At 75.4% G+C, this 18,735-nt stretch carries 17 protein-coding genes; 15 read left to right on the top strand and 2 right to left on the bottom strand.

Annotated elements, in window-relative coordinates; translation table 11 throughout:
- The first annotated feature begins 108 nt into the window (after positions 1-108).
- From Q8W71_RS02115 to Q8W71_RS02075, 9 genes are all read left to right on the top strand, one after another.
- On the top strand, positions 109-4,008 hold the full coding sequence (locus Q8W71_RS02115; protein ID WP_305523657.1) for a baseplate multidomain protein megatron: 3,900 nt from the start codon (positions 109-111) through the stop codon (positions 4,006-4,008).
- A 15-nt stretch (positions 4,009-4,023) separates the two neighbouring features.
- On the top strand, positions 4,024-5,472 hold the full coding sequence (locus Q8W71_RS02110; protein WP_305523656.1) for a DUF2793 domain-containing protein: 1,449 nt from the start codon (positions 4,024-4,026) through the stop codon (positions 5,470-5,472).
- A 37-nt stretch (positions 5,473-5,509) separates the two neighbouring features.
- Positions 5,510-6,037, top strand: coding sequence for a phage tail tip lysozyme (locus tag Q8W71_RS02105; RefSeq protein WP_305523655.1), 528 nt, complete (start codon positions 5,510-5,512; stop codon positions 6,035-6,037).
- Positions 6,038-6,044: 7 nt separating this feature from the next.
- Complete coding sequence (locus Q8W71_RS02100; protein ID WP_305523654.1) at positions 6,045-6,614, top strand: hypothetical protein; 570 nt, start codon at positions 6,045-6,047, stop codon at positions 6,612-6,614.
- Positions 6,615-6,713: 99 nt separating this feature from the next.
- Positions 6,714-7,238 (top strand): hypothetical protein, encoded by a 525-nt coding sequence (locus Q8W71_RS02095; RefSeq protein ID WP_305523653.1) that lies wholly within the window; start codon positions 6,714-6,716, stop codon positions 7,236-7,238.
- The gene (locus tag Q8W71_RS02090; RefSeq protein ID WP_305523652.1) at positions 7,235-7,786 is read left to right on the top strand and encodes a hypothetical protein; all 552 of its coding nucleotides are present in this window, start codon (positions 7,235-7,237) and stop codon (positions 7,784-7,786) included. The genes Q8W71_RS02095 and Q8W71_RS02090 overlap by 4 nt, the downstream gene beginning before the upstream one ends.
- A 137-nt stretch (positions 7,787-7,923) precedes the next feature.
- On the top strand, positions 7,924-8,295 hold the full coding sequence (locus Q8W71_RS02085) for a PepSY domain-containing protein (protein ID WP_305523651.1): 372 nt from the start codon (positions 7,924-7,926) through the stop codon (positions 8,293-8,295).
- Positions 8,296-8,327: 32 nt separating this feature from the next.
- Positions 8,328-9,005 (top strand): response regulator transcription factor, encoded by a 678-nt coding sequence (locus tag Q8W71_RS02080; RefSeq protein ID WP_305523650.1) that lies wholly within the window; start codon positions 8,328-8,330, stop codon positions 9,003-9,005.
- A gap of 10 nt (positions 9,006-9,015) precedes the next feature.
- Positions 9,016-10,200 (top strand): 2-methylaconitate cis-trans isomerase PrpF family protein, encoded by a 1,185-nt coding sequence (locus Q8W71_RS02075; protein ID WP_305523649.1) that lies wholly within the window; start codon positions 9,016-9,018, stop codon positions 10,198-10,200.
- A gap of 58 nt (positions 10,201-10,258) precedes the next feature.
- Here the strand turns inward: Q8W71_RS02075 and Q8W71_RS02070 are convergent, their stop codons facing one another.
- Together Q8W71_RS02070 and Q8W71_RS02065 are read right to left on the bottom strand one after the other, a co-directional pair.
- On the bottom strand, positions 10,259-10,576 hold the full coding sequence (locus tag Q8W71_RS02070; protein WP_370875317.1) for a type II toxin-antitoxin system VapC family toxin: 318 nt from the start codon (positions 10,574-10,576) through the stop codon (positions 10,259-10,261).
- A 76-nt stretch (positions 10,577-10,652) separates the two neighbouring features.
- A complete protein-coding gene (locus tag Q8W71_RS02065) occupies positions 10,653-10,889 on the bottom strand; it encodes a type II toxin-antitoxin system VapB family antitoxin (RefSeq protein ID WP_305523648.1) in 237 nt (78 codons plus the stop codon).
- 91 nt (positions 10,890-10,980) lie between these two features.
- Between Q8W71_RS02065 and Q8W71_RS02060 the strand changes: the two genes are divergently transcribed.
- From Q8W71_RS02060 to Q8W71_RS02035, 6 genes are all read left to right on the top strand, one after another.
- The gene (locus Q8W71_RS02060) at positions 10,981-12,399 is read left to right on the top strand and encodes a sensor histidine kinase (RefSeq protein ID WP_305523647.1); all 1,419 of its coding nucleotides are present in this window, start codon (positions 10,981-10,983) and stop codon (positions 12,397-12,399) included.
- Between the two features lie 192 nt (positions 12,400-12,591).
- Complete coding sequence (gene ccmI / locus Q8W71_RS02055; RefSeq protein WP_305523646.1) at positions 12,592-14,067, top strand: c-type cytochrome biogenesis protein CcmI; 1,476 nt, start codon at positions 12,592-12,594, stop codon at positions 14,065-14,067.
- Between the two features lie 138 nt (positions 14,068-14,205).
- Positions 14,206-14,718 (top strand): cytochrome c maturation protein CcmE, encoded by a 513-nt coding sequence (ccmE, locus tag Q8W71_RS02050; RefSeq protein WP_305523645.1) that lies wholly within the window; start codon positions 14,206-14,208, stop codon positions 14,716-14,718.
- Between the two features lie 10 nt (positions 14,719-14,728).
- Positions 14,729-16,747 (top strand): heme lyase CcmF/NrfE family subunit, encoded by a 2,019-nt coding sequence (locus Q8W71_RS02045; protein WP_305523644.1) that lies wholly within the window; start codon positions 14,729-14,731, stop codon positions 16,745-16,747.
- Positions 16,748-17,025: 278 nt separating this feature from the next.
- Complete coding sequence (locus tag Q8W71_RS02040; RefSeq protein WP_305523850.1) at positions 17,026-17,451, top strand: cytochrome c-type biogenesis protein; 426 nt, start codon at positions 17,026-17,028, stop codon at positions 17,449-17,451.
- 174 nt (positions 17,452-17,625) lie between these two features.
- Positions 17,626-18,282: a glutathione S-transferase family protein gene (locus Q8W71_RS02035; RefSeq protein WP_305523643.1), complete on the top strand. Its 657-nt coding sequence runs from the start codon at positions 17,626-17,628 to the stop codon at positions 18,280-18,282.
- Positions 18,283-18,735: the final 453 nt, after the last annotated feature.

Below are 18,735 nucleotides of genomic sequence, written 5' to 3'. Positions count from 1 at the left end.
CTTGAGGCCGCGCGCAGCCCTGGGTCGCTTCGCTGCGCTCGCGATGACGGCGCGGGATCATCGGGCCGCATCCGTCCCGGGGACCGCCTCCCGCGACCGGAGCCCCCGATGGCCACCCTGATCCTCTCCACGGCGGGCGCGGCGGCCGGCACGGCGCTCGGGGGGCCGATCGGGGCGGTGGTCGGCCGGGTGGTCGGCGCGGCGGCGGGGGCCGGGATCGACGGGGCGCTGCTCGGGGGCGGGCGGCACACCCGCTTCTTGCAGGGGCCGCGGCTCGCCGACGTCGCCGGGCTCACCTCCACCGAGGGCGATCCGATCCCGCGGGTCTACGGCCGGGCCAAGCTCGGCGGGGTGGTGATCTGGGCGACGCGGCCGCTCGAGGTCGCCAACACCGCGGTCGAGCGGGCGGGCGCCGCCGCGAAGGGCGCGGGCGGCCAGCGGACCGTGCGCACCACCTACGCCTACGTCGCCAACCTCGCGGTCGGCGTCTGCGAGGGCGAGATCGCCTTCGTCCGGCGGATCTGGGCGGACGGCAAGGAGATCGACCAGACGCAGGTGACGCTCCGCGTCCACACCGGCGGCCCGGACCAGGCCCCGGACCCGCTGATCGTCGCCAAGGAGGGGGCTTCGAACGCCCCGGCCTATCGCGGCCTCGCCTACGTGGTGTTCGAGGGGCTGCCGCTCGCCGAGTTCGGCAACCGGGTGCCGCAATTCGCCTTCGAGGCGATCCGCCCGGTCAACGGCCTGTTCGGCCTCGTGCGCGCCGTCGACCTGATCCCGGGGGCGGGCGAGTTCGCCCTCGATCCCGACCTCGTGACCGTCGATCTCGGCTTCGGGCGGACGCGCGCGGCCAACCGCAACCAGCTCCAGCGCGCCACCGACGTGACCGCCTCCCTCGACGCGCTCCAGGCCCTGTGCCCCAACCTGCGGCGGGTGGCGGTGGTGGCGACGTGGTTCGGCACCGACCTGCGCGCGGGCGCCTGCCGGGTCGTGCCCAAGGTCGAGTTCCACGGCAAGACGACGCTCGGCGACGTGTGGCGGGTGGCCGGGATCGACCGCGCGGCGGCCGAGGTGGTCTCGACCCTGCCCGACGGCTCGCCGGCCTTCGGCGGCACGCCCTCCGATGCCGGGCTCGGGCGCCTCGTGGCCGACCTCGCCGCCCGCGGCCTGGAGGTCGTGCTCTATCCCTTCGTGATGATGGACGTGCCCGCGGGCAGCGGCCTGCCGGACCCGCGGGTGCCGGGGGCGGCCCAGCCGCAATACCCCTGGCGCGGGCGCATCACCTGCGATCCGGCCCCGGACGTGCCCGGCAGCCCCGACGGCACCGCGGCGGCCGACGCGCAGGTCGCGGGCTTCTTCGCGGGCGGCTACGCTGCGATGGTGCTGCACTACGCCGACCTCGCGGCCGGCTGGGCGGCGGCCGGCGCGCCGCTCGCGGGCTTCGTGATCGGCAGCGAGTTCGTCGGCCTCACCCGCGTGCGCGGCGCCGCCGGCTACCCGGCGGTGGCGGCGTTCCGGGCGCTCGCCGCCGGGGTCCGCGGCCGACTGGGATCCGGAGTGAAGCTGGTTTACGGCGCCGACTGGACCGAGTACGGCGCCCATGTCCGCGACGGCGGCGCCACGGTCCGCTTCCCCCTCGACGACCTGTTCATGGACGCCGCCATCGACGCGGTCGGGATCGACTGGTATCCGCCGGTCACCGACTGGCGCGACACCCCCGGCCACGCCGACCTCGCGGCCTCCGGGGACATCTACGACCGCGCGTTCCTGAAACGTCGCGGCGCCGCGGGCGAGGCGTTCGACTGGTACTACGCCGACGCCGCGGGCCGCGCCGCGCAAGCGCGCCTGCCGATCACCGACGGCGCCCACGCCAAGCCCTGGACCTTCCGGGCCAAGGACCTCGTCGGCTGGTGGGCGAACCGCCACGTCGAGCGCGACGGCGGCGTCGAGACCCGCGCCACCGCCTGGGTGCCCGGGGGAAAGCCGGTCTGGCTCACCGAGATCGGCGTGCCGGCGGTGGACAAGGGCACCAACGGCCCGAACGTCTTCCCCGACCCGAAATCCTCGGAGGGCGCCTACCCGCCGGAATCGCGCCGCCTGCGCGACGAGCTGATCCAGCTCCGCGGGCTGGAGGCGGTGATCGCCCGCTTCGACCCCGCGACGCCGGGTTTCTCCGAGGCCGACAACCCGGTCTCCCCGGTCTACGGCGGCCGCATGGTCGATCCCGGGGCGGTGTTCGTCTGGTCCTGGGACGCGCGGCCGTTCCCCGCCTTCCCCGACGTGCGCGGGGTCTGGGACGACATCGACAACTGGCGGGTCGGCCACTGGGTCACTGGCCGGATCGAGGGCTGCGACCTCGACCTGCTGGTGGGCAAGATCCTGGCGGAGTTCGGCGTCGACGCGGGCCTGTCGGTCGAGGCCGCGGCCTATCTCGACGGCTACGTGGTCGACCGGCCGCTCTCGGCCCGGGCCGCCCTGGAGACGCTGGTCCAGGTCTACGGCCTCGACGTGTCGGCGGTCGGCGGCGCTCTACGCCTGCGCGGGCCGCGCCGCGACGCGCCGGTGGTGCTGGCCGAGGCCGACCTCGTGCGCGTGTCCGAGGACGGCGAGGTGCTGCGCCGGGTCCGGACCGAGGAGAGCGCCCTGCCGCGCTCGGTCGAGATCGGGGTCACCGATTCCGAGAGCCCGGATTACCGCCGCGCCGCGGCCGCCGCGATCCGCCCGGCGGGCGCGCGTCGGCGCGAGACCCGGATCGAGGCGGCGATCGTCACCCGCCGGGAGACCGGCGACGCGCTCGCCGAGGCGCTCCTCGACCGGACCATCGCCGCCCGGGACGGCGCCGTGCTGACGCTGAGCCCGCGCCGGATGGAGCTGGAGCCCGGCGACCTGCTGGCGATCCCCGCCGACGTGCCGGGCGGCGCGGTGCTGCGCCGGATCGACCGCATCGACGACGCCCCGACCGGCCGCCGGATCGAGGCGAGCGGCGTGCCGCCGCGCCCCGGTGGCGCCCGCGGCCTCGCCCGCACCCGGGCCGCCCCGGCGGCACCGGTCCCGGCCTTCCCGGGGCCGCCCTTCGCCCTGCCCCTCGACCTGCCGGTGGACCGGGGCAGCCCCACGATCCTGCAAGTCCTCGCGGTGGCGGCCGATCCCTGGCCCGGACAGGTCGCGGTCTGGCGGGCGGAGGGCGCGGGCCCGCTGGCGCTCCGCGGTTTCGTCGACTACCCGGCCTGCCTCGGGCGGACCCTGTCCGACCTGCCGCCAGGGCCGCTCTGGCGCCGCGACCCGGCGGCCCGGCTCGACGTGAGCCTGCGCCACGCCGGGGCGCTCGCCTCGGTCGGCACCGCCGCGATGCTCGGCGGCGCGAACACCTTCGCCGTCGTCGCCCCGGACGGCACGGTCGAGATCCTCTCGGCCGAGGCGGCGGTGCTGACGGGCCCGGAGACCTACCGGCTCGCCGGGCTGCTGCGCGGGCTCGCCGGCAGCGAGGCTTCCGCCGGCCGGACGGCCCCGGCCGGCAGCCGGATCGTGCGCCTCGACGGCGGTGCGGTGATCCCCCTCGTCGACCGGCTGGACGAGACCGGCCGCGGCTTCCGCTACCGGGTCGGCCCGGCCTCGCGCGATCCCGGGGACCCGAGCTACGCGGAGTTCGCGGCGACCGCCGGTCTCGGCGCCCTGCGCCCGCTGCGGCCGGTGCACCTGCGGGCGCGCCGGGAGGCGGGGGGCGTGCGCGTGACCTGGATCCGCCGGGCGCGCCGGGACGCGGATGCCTGGGAGCCCGTGGAGATCCCCGGCGACGGGCCGGAGGCCTACGCGGTGACGCTGTTCTCCGCCGCCACCCCGGTGCGCCGCCTGACCGCGGCGGCGCAGGGCCTGCTCTACGCCGCCGCCGACGAGGCCGCGGATTTCGGCGGGCCGCAGGCGGTCCTCGACGTCGCCGTGGCGCAGGTCGGCCCCGTCGCGGGGCCCGGCCCCGCCTGCCGCGCCCGGGTGCCCGTCCGCTCCGCCTGACCCCGAGGAACTCCGATGTCCGACGCCACGCCCAACCTGGGCCTGCCGCTGATCGCGGCGGCCCAGGCGCAGAAGCACGTCACCCACAACGAGGCGCTGGGTCTGCTCGACGCGCTGGTGCAGCTCGCCTGCCTCGACAAGGACCTCGCCGCGCCGCCCGCGAGCCCCGCGGACGGCGACCGCTACCTCGTGACCGCGGCCGCCCCGACCGGGGCCTGGGCCGGGCTGTCGGGACAGGTGGTGCGGTTCGCCGACGGGGTCTGGACCGGCTCGGTGCCGCGGCCCGGCTGGTTCGCCTACGTGGTCGACGAGGCCGACCTCTACGTGTTCGACGGCCGCGCCTGGACGAGCTTCCGCCGGGCGCTGGCCGCGCTCGTGAGCGCGCCGCGGTTCGGGATCAACACCGATGCCGACCCGGTCAACCGGCTCGCGGTGAAGTCCGACGCGGCGCTGCTGTCCTGGGACGACGTCACCCCGGGCTCGGGCGACATGCGCGTCGCGGTCAACAAGCGGGCCCCGGCCCGCGACGCGGGGCTCGTCTTCCAGACCGGCTACGCGGCCCGGGCCCTGCTCGGCCTGCTCGGCTCCGACGACTTCAGCCTCAAGGTCTCCCCGGACGGGACGAGCGTCGTCACCGCGCTGACCGCCGCGGCGGCCACGGGGGTCGTCGGCTTCCCCGCGAGCCCGGTCGCGCCGACGCCGCCGGCGGGCGACGGCTCGACCCGGCTCGCCACCACCGCCTATGCGGACCGCGCCGCCGCGGCCGGGATCCGCACCCGCGTGGCCGTGGCGGACGCGGCCTACGCCGTGCAGCCCGGCGACCGGGTGGTCGCGGTGACCGCCCTGACCGCCCCGCGCACCCTGACCCTGCCGCCGGCCGCCGCCTTTCCCCCGGGCGCCGCGCTGCTCGTGCTGGACGAGAGCGGCGCCTGCTCCGCGGCCCGGGCGATCACCCTGGCCCGGGCCGGCGCCGACACGGTGAACGGCGCCGCCGCGGCCGCGATCTGCGCGCCCTACGGCGTCCTCGCGCTGGCGAGCGACGGCGCGAGCCGGTGGACGGTGATCGATCAGGCCCCCGGCATGGCCGCGGCGGCCACGCTCGCGCAGGGGGGGGCGGGCGCCGACATCCGCTTCGGCGTGCTGGAGCAGCTCGTGCCCCTGTCGGGGACCGCGGTGGTCTCCTCGCTCCAGATCCCGAACCGGGCGATCGTCTTCGCGGTCTCGGCGCGCGTCGTCGCCGCGGTGACGGGGGCGCCGGCCTTCGGGGTCGGGGTGGCGGGCAACCCGACCCAGTTCGGCGGCGGCCTCGGGCCCGCGGCGGGCGCGACCAATTCCGGGGTGATCGGCCCGACCGCCTTCTACGCGCCGACGCCCCTCGTGGTCACCGCCGCGAGCGGCAGCTTCACCGGCGGCGCCGTGCGGCTCGCGCTCCACCACGCCCTGTTCGGGCCGCCGACCGGCTGACGCCCCCGCCTCCGACGCCCTCCCCTTGGAGACTGCCATGACCGCCAGCCCCGCCGCGGCGCCCTCCCGCGCGGCCGCCGACCGCTTCGCGGCCGCCTGCGCCCTCTACGGCCCGCGCCTGATGGCCGACCTCGACCTGCTGGAGCACCACGCCGCCGGCATCCTCGGCAATGCCGGCCACGAATCGGACGGCCTGCGGCGCCTCCAGGAGATGCGGCCCGTCGTGCCGGGCTCGCGCGGGGGCTGGGGCTGGTTCCAGCTCACGGGACCGCGCCGCCGGGCGATGGAGGCGTGGTGCCGCGCGGCGCGGCTCGACCCGGCCTCCGACGCGGCGAATTACGGCTACCTGCTGGTCGAGCTGCGCGGGCCGGAGGCGGCCGCGCTCGCGGCGCTGCGGCGGGCGGCGACGCTGGAGGCGGCCACCGAGCGCTTCATGCGCGCCTTCGAGCGGCCGGGCGTGCCGCATCTCGCCCGCCGCGTCGCCTGGGCGCGCCGGGCGCTCGCGGCGCTCCGTCCCCGCACCGATCCCGAGCCGGCCGGGCACGCCGCGCATCCCGAACCGTGAGAGTCCCGTGCACACTCGCTTTCCCCTGCATCGCCGTTCTCCCAAGACCGGCCGCTTTCCCAAGACCGGCCGCTTCCCCGCGGCGCTGGCGCTCGCCTGCGCCTGCGCCTGCGCCGCTTGGCCGGCCCTCGCCGATCCGGCCGCGCCCGCCGCCCTGGCCATCCCCTGGGGGGATTGGCTGGTGGCCGCGCTCCAGCCCGTCTCCGCCGTGCTGGTGCCGCTCGCCGCCGCGGCGGTGACGGCGGGGGTCGCGCGGGTCGCCCCCTGGGCCGCCTCGGTCCTGACCCGCCAGCGGATCGAGGCGGCGATCCAGGCCGGCGCCGCCTACGGGCAGAACGCGGTGGCCGGCGTCGCCCGCGGCCGCACCGTCAGCGTCGACCTCGCGGCCGCGACGATCGCCGCCGGCACCCGCCACGTGGTCGAGACCGCCCCGCCCGCGGTGGTCCGCCGGGCCGGCGGGGTCGAGGGCGTCGCGGCGCGGATCTTCCGGGCGCTGCCCCTCGACGCGGGCGCCAGCATCGACACCGCCCTGCGCCCGGCCCTCGACCGGCTGCGGGCTCCGTCCGGCCGGCCGTAGGCCCGCACCGGCCGGACGGAGCCCGCGAACGCGCCGCCGGGATCGCCAACGGGGATCGGCACGAGGGATCGCCATGGGGAATCGCCATGGGGCATTGCCATGACCGCCGACCGACGGCCGCCCGCGCCCCCCGGCTTCGAGCCCCGCGCCGTCGTCGACGGCGCGGGCCGCGCGCTCCAGGAGCACGCCGCGCCGCCGCCGGACAGCTTCGCCGACGGCGTCGAGGCCCACCGCGCGCTGCGCCGGATGTGCCCCGAGCCCGAGGCCGGCTGCGACCTCGGGCACTCGTCCGCCGGCCCTTCCGCCGGCCCTTCCGCCGACCCGGCCGACGGCGCCGCCCCGCTCGGCGGGCGGGCGCGGACGATCCGCTTCCCGGCCTACTGGCACGCGTGGTTCTCCCGCCAGACCGAGCCCCGGCTCGCGACCCTCGACGAACTCGTCGACGAGCGGATCGAGCGGCGGGTGCTGCTGGGCTTCCTCCGGCGGCTCAAGCACGCCGCGCTCCTCGCCTTCGTCTCGGCCGCCGCGGCGGCGCACTGGTTCTCCGACCAGATCGCGTGGCTGGTCGAGCGCGTGCCGGCCCTGCGCGCCTTCTGGCACCTCGTCACGGGGAGCGTGCGATGAGCGCCCGCTGGGACCGGATCCTCTCCCGCCTGTGGCTCGCGGTCGGGGGCGCCGGGCTGATCGCCGCCACCCTGTATCTCGGCGCGGTGGTGGGCGTGCGCCGCTGGCCCTACACCGTCGCGGAAACCTTCGTGGACACGCCGACCGTCCCGCCGGGCGGCGTCTTCCGCATGGGCCGGCGGATCGCCTACGACGACGCCTGCGAGCTGTCCTACGGGCGGCGCCTCCAGAGCCTCGTCCCGGGCCCGCGCGGCGCCCTGCGCCGGGACGTCCTGCCCGACATCGTCTTCGATCGCCCGCCGATGGACCTCGACGGCAAGGCGTGGTCGGTCGACGTGCCGGTCCCGGCCGACTTCCCCTGCGGCCCCGCCATCCTCGTCGACAGCCCGTCCGCCGCCTGCAACTGGTTCCAGCGGATCTTCTGGCGCCAGCGCCGCCCGGACGCGCGCACGCCGTTCACGGTCGCCTGCCCGGACGGGACCGCCGGGGTCGCGGGAACCGGCGGCGGCCTCGGCCGTAGTGACCGGCAGCCCGCCGACCCGCCATGAGACACCACCCCAGAGACCGCCCTCCGAACCACCCCGCCCGGCGGACCGCGACGGACCCCGCCCGGCACCCCGCCGGAGGCCGCGCAAGCGCGGGCATTCAGGGCGCATTCAGTGCCTCGCGCCCAATGCTCCTGCCAATGCGCCACGCCATCGCCCTCGTCGCCATCTGCCTGACCGCCGCGGCCTTCGCCGTGGGCGGCGTCGGCTCCATGGCCGGCGACGGGCCGGCCCATCAGGACGCCCCGGCGGCCGGCGCGCCGCCCCTGCGGAGCGAGGCCTGCCTGTCCCCCGCCGACATGCGCGAGGAGGTCGGCGAGCGGCGGGTGATCGAGCCGGTGGCCGCGATCCGCGCCGCGCGCACCGTGATCCCCCGTGCCGACATCCAGCGGGCGAGCCTGTGCCGTTACGAGGACGGCCTCGTCTACATGCTCACGGCCTTGCGCCGGGACGGCCACTTCGTGCACGTCATCGTCGATGCCCGGACCGGCAAGGTGGCGGGGCAATACTGATGGGGCGGTCCCCGGATCGGATGGAGTGAGACGTGCGGCTGCTCGTCGTCGAGGATGATCGGGACATCAACCGGCAGGTGGTCGCCGCGCTGGAGGAGGCCGGCTACGTCGCCGACAAGGCGTTCGACGGCGAGGAGGGCGGCTATCTCGGCGAGAGCGAGCCCTACGACGCGATCATCCTCGACATGGGCCTGCCCAAGGCCGACGGCGTCACCGTCCTCCAGAAATGGCGCCGGGCCGGGGTGAAGACCCCGGTCATCATCCTCACCGCCCGCGACCGCTGGTCGGACAAGGTCGACGGTTTCGACGCCGGCGCCGACGACTACGTCACCAAGCCGTTCCACATGGAGGAGCTGATGGCGCGGGTGCGCGCGCTGCTCCGCCGCGCTGCCGGCCACGCCACCAGCCAGATCGCCTGCGGCCCCGTCACCCTCGACACCCGCTCGGGCCGCGTGTTCGTCGACGGCGCGCAGGTGAAGCTCACGAGCCACGAGTACCGGCTGCTCTCCTACCTGATGCACCACACCGGCCGGGTGGTCTCCCGCGCGGAGCTGACCGAGCACCTCTACGACCAGGATTTCGACCGCGACTCGAACACGATCGAGGTGTTCGTCGGCCGCCTGCGCAAGAAGCTCGCCGTCGACCTGATCCAGACGGTACGGGGGCTGGGCTACCTCGTCGATCCCGGCCATCCGCCGGCGCGGGTGTGAGGGCGCGGGTGTGAGCCCGGTGGCCGGCAGCCGCCCCGGCACGTTGCCGGCCGTGTTCATGCGCGGCGGCACCAGCAACGCGCTGATGCTGCGCCGCGCCGACGTGCCGGGCGATCTCGCCGCCTGGGCGCCGGTCTTCCTCTCGGCGATGGGCAGCCCTGACCCCTACGGCCGCCAGCTCGACGGCATGGGCGGGGGCGTCTCCTCCCTCTCGAAGATCTGCGTCGTCGCCCCCTCCGAGCGTCCGGACGCGGACCTCGACTACACCTTCGTCCAGGTGGCCGTGCGCGAGGGCCGGATCGACCTGTCGGGCAATTGCGGCAACATGCTCGCGGCGGTGGGCCCGTTCGGGATCGACGCGGGGCTGGTGAGCGCCGCCGACGGCCCGGTTCGCCTGCGGATCCACAACACCAACACGGGCAAGCTGATCGAGGCGTCCTTCGCGGTCCGCGACGGCCGGACCGTCTACGCGGGCGACCTCGCGATCCCCGGGGTCGCCGGCACCGGCGCGCCGATCCGCCTCGATTTCCGCGATCCGGGCGGCGCCACCACCGGGCGCCTGCTCCCCACCGGCCGCACCCGCGACCGCCTCGACGTGCCGGGCCTCGGGGCGGTGGAGGTCTCGCTGGTGGACGCGGCCAACGCCTGCGCCTTCGTGCGCGCCGCCGATCTCGGGCTCGCCGGCACCGAGCCGTCCGCCGCCCTGGAGGCGGTGCCCGGCCTGCTCGACCGGCTCGCCCGCATCCGCGTCGCTGCCTCCGTGGCGATGGGGATCGCCCGGGACCCGGCGGAGGCGGCCGGCATCGCCCACGTGCCGTTCATCGGTCTCGTCGCGCCCCCGCGCGACGCCGCCACCCTCTCCGGCGCGCCGGTGCGGGCGGACGCGGTCGACCTGACGGCGCGGGTGATCTCGAACGGCCTGCCCCATCAGGCCCTTCCCCTCACCGCCACCCTCTGCCTCGCGGTGGCCGCCCGGCTGGAGGGAAGCCTCGTCCACGAGGCCGTCCGCACGACAGCGGCCGCCCGCACCACCGAGGACGCCCTGCGGGTCGGCATGCCCTCCGGGATCCTCACCGCGGACGCCGCCGTGACCCGCGGCCCGGACGGCTGGCGGGCGACGCGCGGCGCGTTCTTCCGCACCGCCCGTCCTCTGATGCGGGGCGAGGTTTTCTACGACGTGCCGCCTCCGGGCTGAGCGCGACCGCGGCGTTCGCCGCTGTACGAGAGACATGGGCGGAACTCTTCGAGGTCCGTCAGGTCTCGATGTCGGTTTGTGAGAAGTCATCTTCCTTGAACAGGAGCGGGACACCGTTCCTGCGTGCTCCGGCGTAAGCGAAGCAGTCGCCCATGTTGAGGCGCGCCGGGTGCCCCTGGCCTTTGCCGAAGTGGGCGAATGCCTCGAGCGCGAGATCCGCGTCCTCGACTTCGATGGGCATGACGCGGATATGAGCCTCGGCGAGGAGCGCCTTGATGTCGGCCCGGGCGGCTGCGATGCCGCCGCGCCTTTCCCTCGCCACTGCCAGGACGGCCTCGTAGAACGCGATCGGCGAGGTGATCGGATCGGGGCCCATTCGAGCCGATCCGCCAGGGCACGCGCGTCCGGCTCGCCCAGCGCGAGCGCGACGAGGGCGGACGCATCGACGAACATCACTCGTCGCTGAGACTGTCGTAGAAGGCCTTGTCGGCCGTGTGGCCCGTCGCGGGCCGCGCGGCGACCCGCTCGTGAAGCGGTTTCAGGCGCTCCCACAGGCCCGGAGGCGCTGCGTCCCGATCGAGCTCGTTGCGCACGGCGAGCTTGATCGCCTCTGTCGGCGGGATACCCTTGCGCGCGGCCAGCGTGCGGACGAGACGGTCGGTCTCCGCGTCGCGGATGTGCAGCGCCATTCCGGTCGGTCCCACGGATGTTGATGGACTCTCCCGACAGTCTACACGAACGGCGAATTGCCGTCAGGCGCCGTCGAGGGGCCGGCGGACCGTGAGCCCCATCCTCGACCTCATCTCCCTGCGCCGCGGCTCGATCGCGGTGCGGCTGGCCGTCTCGGCCTTCCTGTCGAGCTCGGCGATCCTGCTGATCGCCGCCTGGATCCTCACCACCCTCTACCGCGAGAACACCGAGCGGGCCTTCGACAGCCGGCTGCTGGTGTTCACCAACAACCTCGCCACCGACCTCGTCACCCCGAACGACCCCGAGAGCCGCACCTTCTCGCTCGGCGACCCGCGCTTCGACCTGCCCCTGTCCGGCTGGTACTGGCAGGTCAGCAAGCCGGACGCCAAGCCCCGGGACATCCGCACCTCGCGCTCGCTGGTCGGCGTGCCCCTGCCGCCGGCCACCGACTCGGACGGGAAGGTCGGGATCGGGCAGATCCGCCAGGGCTACGGCCGGGGCCAGGACGGGCGCCTGCTGCGGATCATGGAGCGCGACGTCGATCTCGGCGAGGAGGGCCGCTACACGGTCCGCGTCGCCGGCCCGGCCGACGAGATCGTCAACGACGTCGACCGCTTCCGCAACGCCCTCTACCTGACCTTCGCGCTGCTCGGGGCCTCGCTGGCGCTCACCACCCTGCTTCAGATCCGCTTCGGCCTCGCGCCCCTGAAGAAGATGCGCGCGGCGCTGGGCGCCGTGCGCCGCGGCGAGGCCGACCACATCACCGGCACCTACCCGCGCGACATCGCACCCCTCACCGGAGAGGTGAACCTCCTGATCGACACCAACCGCGAGATCCTGGAGCGGGCCCGCACCCAGGTCGGCAACCTCGCGCACGCGCTGAAGACGCCCCTGTCGATCATCGTCAACGAGGTCGGGAGCGCCGACGCGCCGGAGGATCTCTCCAACAAGATCCGCGAGCAGGCGGCGGTGATGCGCGACCAGGTGAACTACCATCTCGACCGGGCGCGCGCCGCGGCGCTGGCCGGCACCCTCGGCACCTCGACCGAGATCGAGCCGGCGCTCGCCGGCCTCGTGCGCACCTTCGGGAAGATCTACCGGGACAAGGACATCGCCTACGAGGTCCACGTGCCGGCCGGCCTGCGCTTCCGCGGCGAGCGCCAGGACTTCGAGGAGATGGTCGGCAACCTCGTCGACAACGCCTCGAAATGGGCGCACGGCCGCGTGGCCATCCGCGCCGAGGCGGTGGCCACGGGCGATTATCCACACCTCGTCGTCGCCATCGAGGATGACGGGCCGGGCCTGCCCGCCGACGCCCGCGCCGCCGCCCTGGCGCGGGGCCGCCGCCTCGACGAGTCGAAGCCGGGCTCCGGCCTCGGCCTGTCGATCGTGGCCGACCTCGCCGCCCTCTATCGCGGGCGCTTCAGCCTGGAGCAGGCGGCGCTCGGCGGCCTGCGCGCGGTGCTGGAGGTGCCGGGCGACGCGCCGGCCGGCGCCCCGGGGCACTGAGCGCGTCCGGAGGTGAGCGCGCCTGGGGGTGAGCGCGCCTGGGGGTGAGCGCGCCCGGGGGCGGGCCGCGGTGCCGCACTTGTCTTCGCGGGACAGTTGCGTGACACCCTCCCGGCGAGCGGGGGCGTGCCGGGGACGGGCGCGGACCCCGCGCGCGGATGCGGGCCGGTCCGGCCCGTCGGCGAAGGTTCGATGACGGCGATCTGGTTCATCCTGGCGGGCATGACCGCCGCGGCCGTGCTCGGCCTGCTCTGGCCGATGTCGCGCCGCACCGCCCCCGCCTCGGAGCGGGCGGGGGAGGGCGTCGGCACCGAGACCGCCTTCTACGAGGATCAGATCGCCGAGATCGCGCGCGACCAGGAGCGCGGGCTGATCGCCCCCGCGGAGGCCGAGGCCGCCCGGGCCGAGGCGGGCCGCCGCCTGCTGCGCGCGAGCCGCGAGGCCGGGGGGGAGGGCGGCGACGCGCCGCTGGCCGAGCCGTCGCTGCGCCGCCGCCGGGCCGCCTCGGCCTTCGCGCTGTCCACCATCCCCCTGATCGCGCTGATCGCCTACGGCCTCTACGGCTCGCCGGAGCTGCCCGCCCAGACCGAGGCCGACCGGCAGGCGGCCCGCGGCGGCGCCGACGAGCTGGCGAAGGCGGTGGCCCAGATCGAGGCGCGGCTCGCCCGCGACCCCGACGACGCCCGCGGCTGGCAGGTGCTCGCCCCGGTCTACATGCGCACCGGCCGGTTCGACGACGCGGCGCGCGCCTACGCCCGGGTCGCGAAGCTGAAGGGCGAGACGGCCGAGACGCTGTCCGACTGGGGCGAGGCCCTGACGGCGGCCGAGAACGGGACCGTGCCGCCGCAGGCAAGGGCGCTGTTCGAGCGGGCGCTGGTGGCGGACCCGCACGCCCCCAAGGCCCGGTTCTACATCGCCCGCGCCGCCGAGCAGGCGGGCGACACCGCCGAGGCGATCCGCCAGCTCACCGCCCTGAACGACGCGAGCCCGGCCGGCGCGCCCTGGCTGGAGACCGTCCGCCAGACGCTCGCCCGCCTGAAGGGCGAGCCCGCGCCGCCGCCCGCGGAGCCCCCCTCCGAGTCCTCCGAGGCGCCCTCCGCCCCCCTGAAAAAAATCCCGGCGGAGCAGCAGGCCCAGATCCGCGGCATGGTCGACGGGCTCGACGCACGCCTCAAGGCGGGGGGCGGCACGCCGGACGAGTGGCTGCGCCTCGCCCGCTCCCGCGCCGTGCTCGGCGAGCGCGACCGGGCGGCGGCCGCCGTCGCCCGCGCCCGGGTGGCGCTGGCCGGCGACCCCGGCGGCCTCGCGCGGGTCGAGGCCGGCGCGCGCGAACTCGGCCTCGACCCGGATCGGCCGCAGGCGCCGGCCGCGGCGGAGGCCCGTCCCGACGCGGACGCGGTGCGTGCCCTGCCGCCGGCCGAGCAGCAGGCCGCCATCCGCGGCATGGTCGAGGGGCTCGACCGCCGGCTCGCCGCCAAGGGCGGCACGGCCGACGAGTGGCTCCGCCTCGTGCGCGCCTACAGCGTCCTCGGACAGCGGGACCAGGCGGCCAAGGCCCTCGACCGCGCCCGCATGGCGCTGGCCGCCGACCCCGAGGCGGTCGGCCGCCTCGACGGCCTGGGGCGGGAACTCGGCCTGCCCGACCCTGCCGCCAAGGGTCGTCCCTGACGCCAAAGGTCGCCCCTGGCGCTTGGTCCGGCCCCGCGGCCTTGACCCGGGCCCCGCCGCGTCCGACACCCGTCCCAGGTTAGAACGAGAACGGTTCACCTCCGCGGCCCGCGCCCCGGAGGTCGGGGGACGGAAGTCGTGACGCGCAAGAGCCGCCGCCTCATCCTGATCGCCGCCTGCGGCAGCGTCCTCGCGCTGGCGGTCGGGCTGATCCTGTTCGCGATGAGCGGCTCGATCGTGTTCTTCCGCTCCCCCACCGACATCGCCGCGCAGGGCATCGCGCCGGGCACCCGGCTGCGGCTCGGCGGCCTCGTCAAGGACGGCTCGCTGAAGCGCGGCGCCGGGGAGACGGTCGAGTTCGCCGTCACGGACACCAACGCCACGGTCGCGGTGCAGTACCGGGGCCTGCTGCCCGACCTGTTCCGCGAGGGCCAGGGCGTGGTGGCCGAGGGCGTGCTGGAGCCGGGCGGCCTGTTCCGCGCCGACACCGTGCTCGCCAAGCACGACGAATCGTACATGCCCCGCGAGGTCGCCGACGCGCTCAAGGCGCAGGGACGGTGGCAGGAGGGCAAGGAGGCGGCCAAGGGGACCGGCAAGGAGGCTGCGACGGCCTCGGCCGGCGGCACCCTCGGGCCGCGCAGCGAGCGGTGAGGCGCGCTCCGTGATCGTCGAGACCGGACATTTCGCGCTGGCGCTGGCGCTGGCCCTCTCCCTCGTCCAGGCGGTGATGCCGGTCTGGGCGGCCCGCTCGGGCGACCCGGCGCTCCGCCAGACCGCGGGGCAGGCGGCGCTCGGCGCGTTCGCCTGCGTGCTGTTCGCGTTCGCCGCGCTCACCTACGCGCACGCCACCTCCGACTTCTCGGTCCAGAACGTCGTCGAGAACTCGCACACCCAGAAGCCGCTGATCTACAAGCTCTCCGGCGTCTGGGGGAACCACGAGGGCTCGATGCTCCTCTGGGTGCTGATCCTCACCCTGTTCGGCGCCTGCGTCGCGGCCGCGCGCAACTCGGTGCCGCCCAAGCTCCGGGCCAACACGCTGGGGGTGCAGGGGCTGATCACCTTCGTGTTCGTGCTGTTCATCGTCACGGCTTCGAACCCGTTCACCCGGGTGATCCCGGCGCCGCTGGAGGGCAACGACCTCAACCCGCTGCTCCAGGATCCCGGCCTCGCGATCCACCCGCCGCTGCTCTACGTCGGCTATGTCGGCTTCTCGATCAGCTTCGCCTTCGCCGTGGCCGCGCTGATCGACGGGCGCATCGACGCGGTCTGGGCGCGGGCGGTGCGGCCCTGGACGCTCACCGCCTGGGTGTTCCTGACGCTCGGCATCGCGATGGGCTCGTACTGGGCCTACTACGAGCTCGGCTGGGGCGGCTGGTGGTTCTGGGACCCGGTCGAGAACGCCTCGCTGATGCCCTGGATCGCCGGCACGGCGCTCCTGCACTCCACGGTGGTGATGGAGAAGCGCGACGCCCTGAAGGTGTGGACGGTCCTGCTCGCCATCCTCACCTTCTCGCTCTCGCTCGTCGGCACCTTCCTCGTGCGCTCCGGGGTGATCACCTCGGTGCACTCCTTCGCCACCGACCCGACCCGCGGCGTCTTCATCCTCGCGATCCTCGTGCTGTTCATCGGCGGCTCGCTCACCCTGTTCGCGTGGCGCGCGCCGCTCCTGCGCCAGGGCGGCCTGTTCGCGCCGATCTCGCGGGAGGGCGCGCTGGTCCTCAACAACCTGTTCCTGGTGGCCGCCTGCGCCACGGTGTTCGTCGGCACGCTCTACCCGCTGCTCCTGGAGATGCTGACGGGGGAGAAGATCACGGTCGGGCCGCCCTTCTTCAACGCGACCTTCGTGCCGCTCGCGATCCCGCTGCTGCTGATCGTGCCGTTCGGGCAGGCGCTCGCCTGGAAGCGCGGCGACGTGCTGGCCGCCTCCCAGCGCCTGTTCTTCGCGCTGGCCGTCGCGCTGGCCGCGGGGTTCGCGACCCTGGCGTTCGCCTGGGGCGGCCCGGTGATGGCCCCGGTCGGGGTCGGGCTGGGCGCCTACCTGCTGATCGGGTCCGCCCTGGAGATCTACCACCGGGCCCGCGGCTACGGCGCGAGCCGGACGCGGGTGCCGGGCCAGATCGCCCGCCGGGCGCTCGGCCTGCCGCGCTCGGCCTGGGGCACCGCCCTGGCCCATGCCGGCGTCGGCGTCGTGGTGATCGGCATCGCCGCGCAGGGCTGGGCCACGGAGGCCCTGGCGACCCTGAAGCCCGGCGAGACGCTGGCCACCGGCCCCTACGTCGCCACCCTCGACCGCCTCGCCCCCCGCACCGGCCCGAACTACGAGGAGGCCGCCGCCTTCCTCACCGTGCGCGAGCGCGACGGCGAAGGGGTCGGCCACATGGTCGGCCACGTCGAGACCGGCAAGCGCTTCTACCCGAGCCGCCGGATGACGGTGACGGAATCGGGCCTGCTCACGGTCGGCGCGAGCCAAGTCTACGCCAGCCTCGGCGAGATGGGCGCGGACGGCGGCGTCGGCCTGCGGCTGTACTACAAGCCCCTGGTGCTGCTGATCTGGCTCGGCGCCGTGGTGATGGCGGCGGGCGGCGCCCTCGCGCTCACCGACCGGCGCATGCGGGTCGGCGCCCCGGCCAAGGCCCGGGCGCGCCCGCTGCCGCAGGCCGCCGCGGTGCCGGCGGAATGAGGGCGGGTCTTTTCAGGAGCCCGGCGCCCGCCGCGGCCTTCCCTCCCCCCTCTGCGGGGGAGGGTGGCCCGGCCGTCAGGCCGGGTCGGGAGAGGGGAGCGCCGCGTCCGGAGAGGTCGCGCCGCGTGCCGCATCCGCTGCCGTCGCGCTGCCCCTCTCCCCCCCTGTTGCGCAGGGGACCCTCCCCCGCAGAGGGGGGAGGGGATGCGCAGCGTTCGTCGCGCCCTCGGCAACCCCGTCGCGCCGCTGTTCTCCGCCCCGCGCTCCTCGCCCTCGCCCTGCTCGCGGCGGCCGTCCCGGCCCGCGCCGTCCAGCCCAGCGAGGTCCTGAAGGACCCGGCGCTGGAGCACCGCGCCCGGGAGATCTCGGCGGAGCTGCGCTGCCTCGTCTGCCAGAACCAGTCGATCGACGATTCCGACGCGCCGCTGGCCAAGGACCTGCGCCTGATCGTGCGCGAGCGCCTGGAGAAGGGCGACAGCGACCGGGCGGTGCTCGACTACGTCGTCGCCCGCTACGGCGAGTTCGTGCTGCTGCGCCCGGTCTTCGCCCCGCACACCCTGCTGCTGTGGCTGACCCCGGCGCTGGCGGTGCTGCTCGGCGGGCTCGGGATCTGGCGGCTGGCCCGCCGCCGGGCGCCCGCGCCGGAGCGGCGCCTGTCGGCGGCCGAGGAGGCGGAGGTCGCGGCCCTCCTGCGGCGGGAGTAGACTCGCTCAGGCGTTGCGATTCGCTGGCGGCCTTCCACGGCACGAGTCTTGGATGCGGATCTCTGCTGCGGATCTCTGCTGCGGATCTTGGACGCGAGTCTCGGATCGCCACGCCTGGGCCGGCCGGGCCCCCGAAGCGGGCGGCGCCGTGCCGATGGAACACCGGAGGGGACGATGCATGCGGCCGCGCTCACCATCTCCAGCCGCAACTACTCCTCGTGGTCGCTGCGCGGCTGGCTGATCTGCCGCATGGCCGGGCTGGATTTCCGGACCGAGGTGCTGAGCGGCGACGACGCGAATTCCCGGGCCGAGCTGCTGCACCTGTCGCCGTCCTTCCTCGTGCCGCGCCTGCGCCACGGCGACATCGTGGTCTGGGACACGCTGGCGATCGCGGCCTACCTCAGCGAGACCTTCCCGGAGGCCGGCCTGCTGCCGCGGGACGTGGCCGAGCGCGCCCATTGCCACTCGATCTCCGGGGAGATGCACGCGGGCTTCGTCAACCTGCGCTCGGCCCTGCCGATGAACCTGAAAGCCTTCCATCCGGGCTTCCGGCTGTTCAACGGTGCCAGGGCCGATATCGAGCGCCTCGTCACGATCTTCGACGACTGCCTCGACCGCTACGATGGCCCGTTCCTGTTCGGCCCGACGCCCTGCCTCGCCGACGCGATGTACGCGCCCGTCTGCACCCGCTTCCGCACCTACGACGTGCGGCTGCCGCCCCGCGCCGCCGGCTACCGCGACACGATCCTGCACTGGCCGCTGATGGTCGAGTGGGCCGAGGCCGCGGCGGAGGAGCCGGAGGAGATCGAGGAACTCGACATGGAGTTCTGAGGGACGGCGCCTGTCGATGGCCGGCCTCGGGTCGCGCAACCCACGGTCCACGACAGTTCGGCGTTTGCGTCGGCCGATCCCGCCAACCCCCTCATCCTGAGGTGCCCCTTGCCTCAGCAAGGGGCCTCGAAGGAGCCCTCCAGCCGGCCGCGCGATCCCTGGAGGTCTCCTTCGAGGCCCGCTCTCGCGGGCACCTCAGGATGAGGGAGAGGGTCGGAAACGCCCCTCGGCTCGCCGCGTCGTGGACCGTGCGCGCACCCGCCGTGCCGGCTCTCGTTCCGTCCGACCGCAGGGGCCGCGGCCCAGGCAACCCGGAATTGCCGGTTCGCGCACGGCTCCCCTGAGACGCGAGTCTCGCGCTCCCAATCTTCACATGCATCGGCATTTTATCGCGAAGCACAAAGTTTTGCGGCGGTGCAGCATAATGCTTCGCCGTGCTTGCGGCGTGCACGC

Origin of the sequence: Methylobacterium amylolyticum (assembly GCF_030700245.1) — a bacterium.
GTDB lineage: Bacteria > Pseudomonadota > Alphaproteobacteria > Rhizobiales > Beijerinckiaceae > Methylobacterium.
This window is presented reverse-complemented; position numbering and strand designations above follow the sequence as displayed.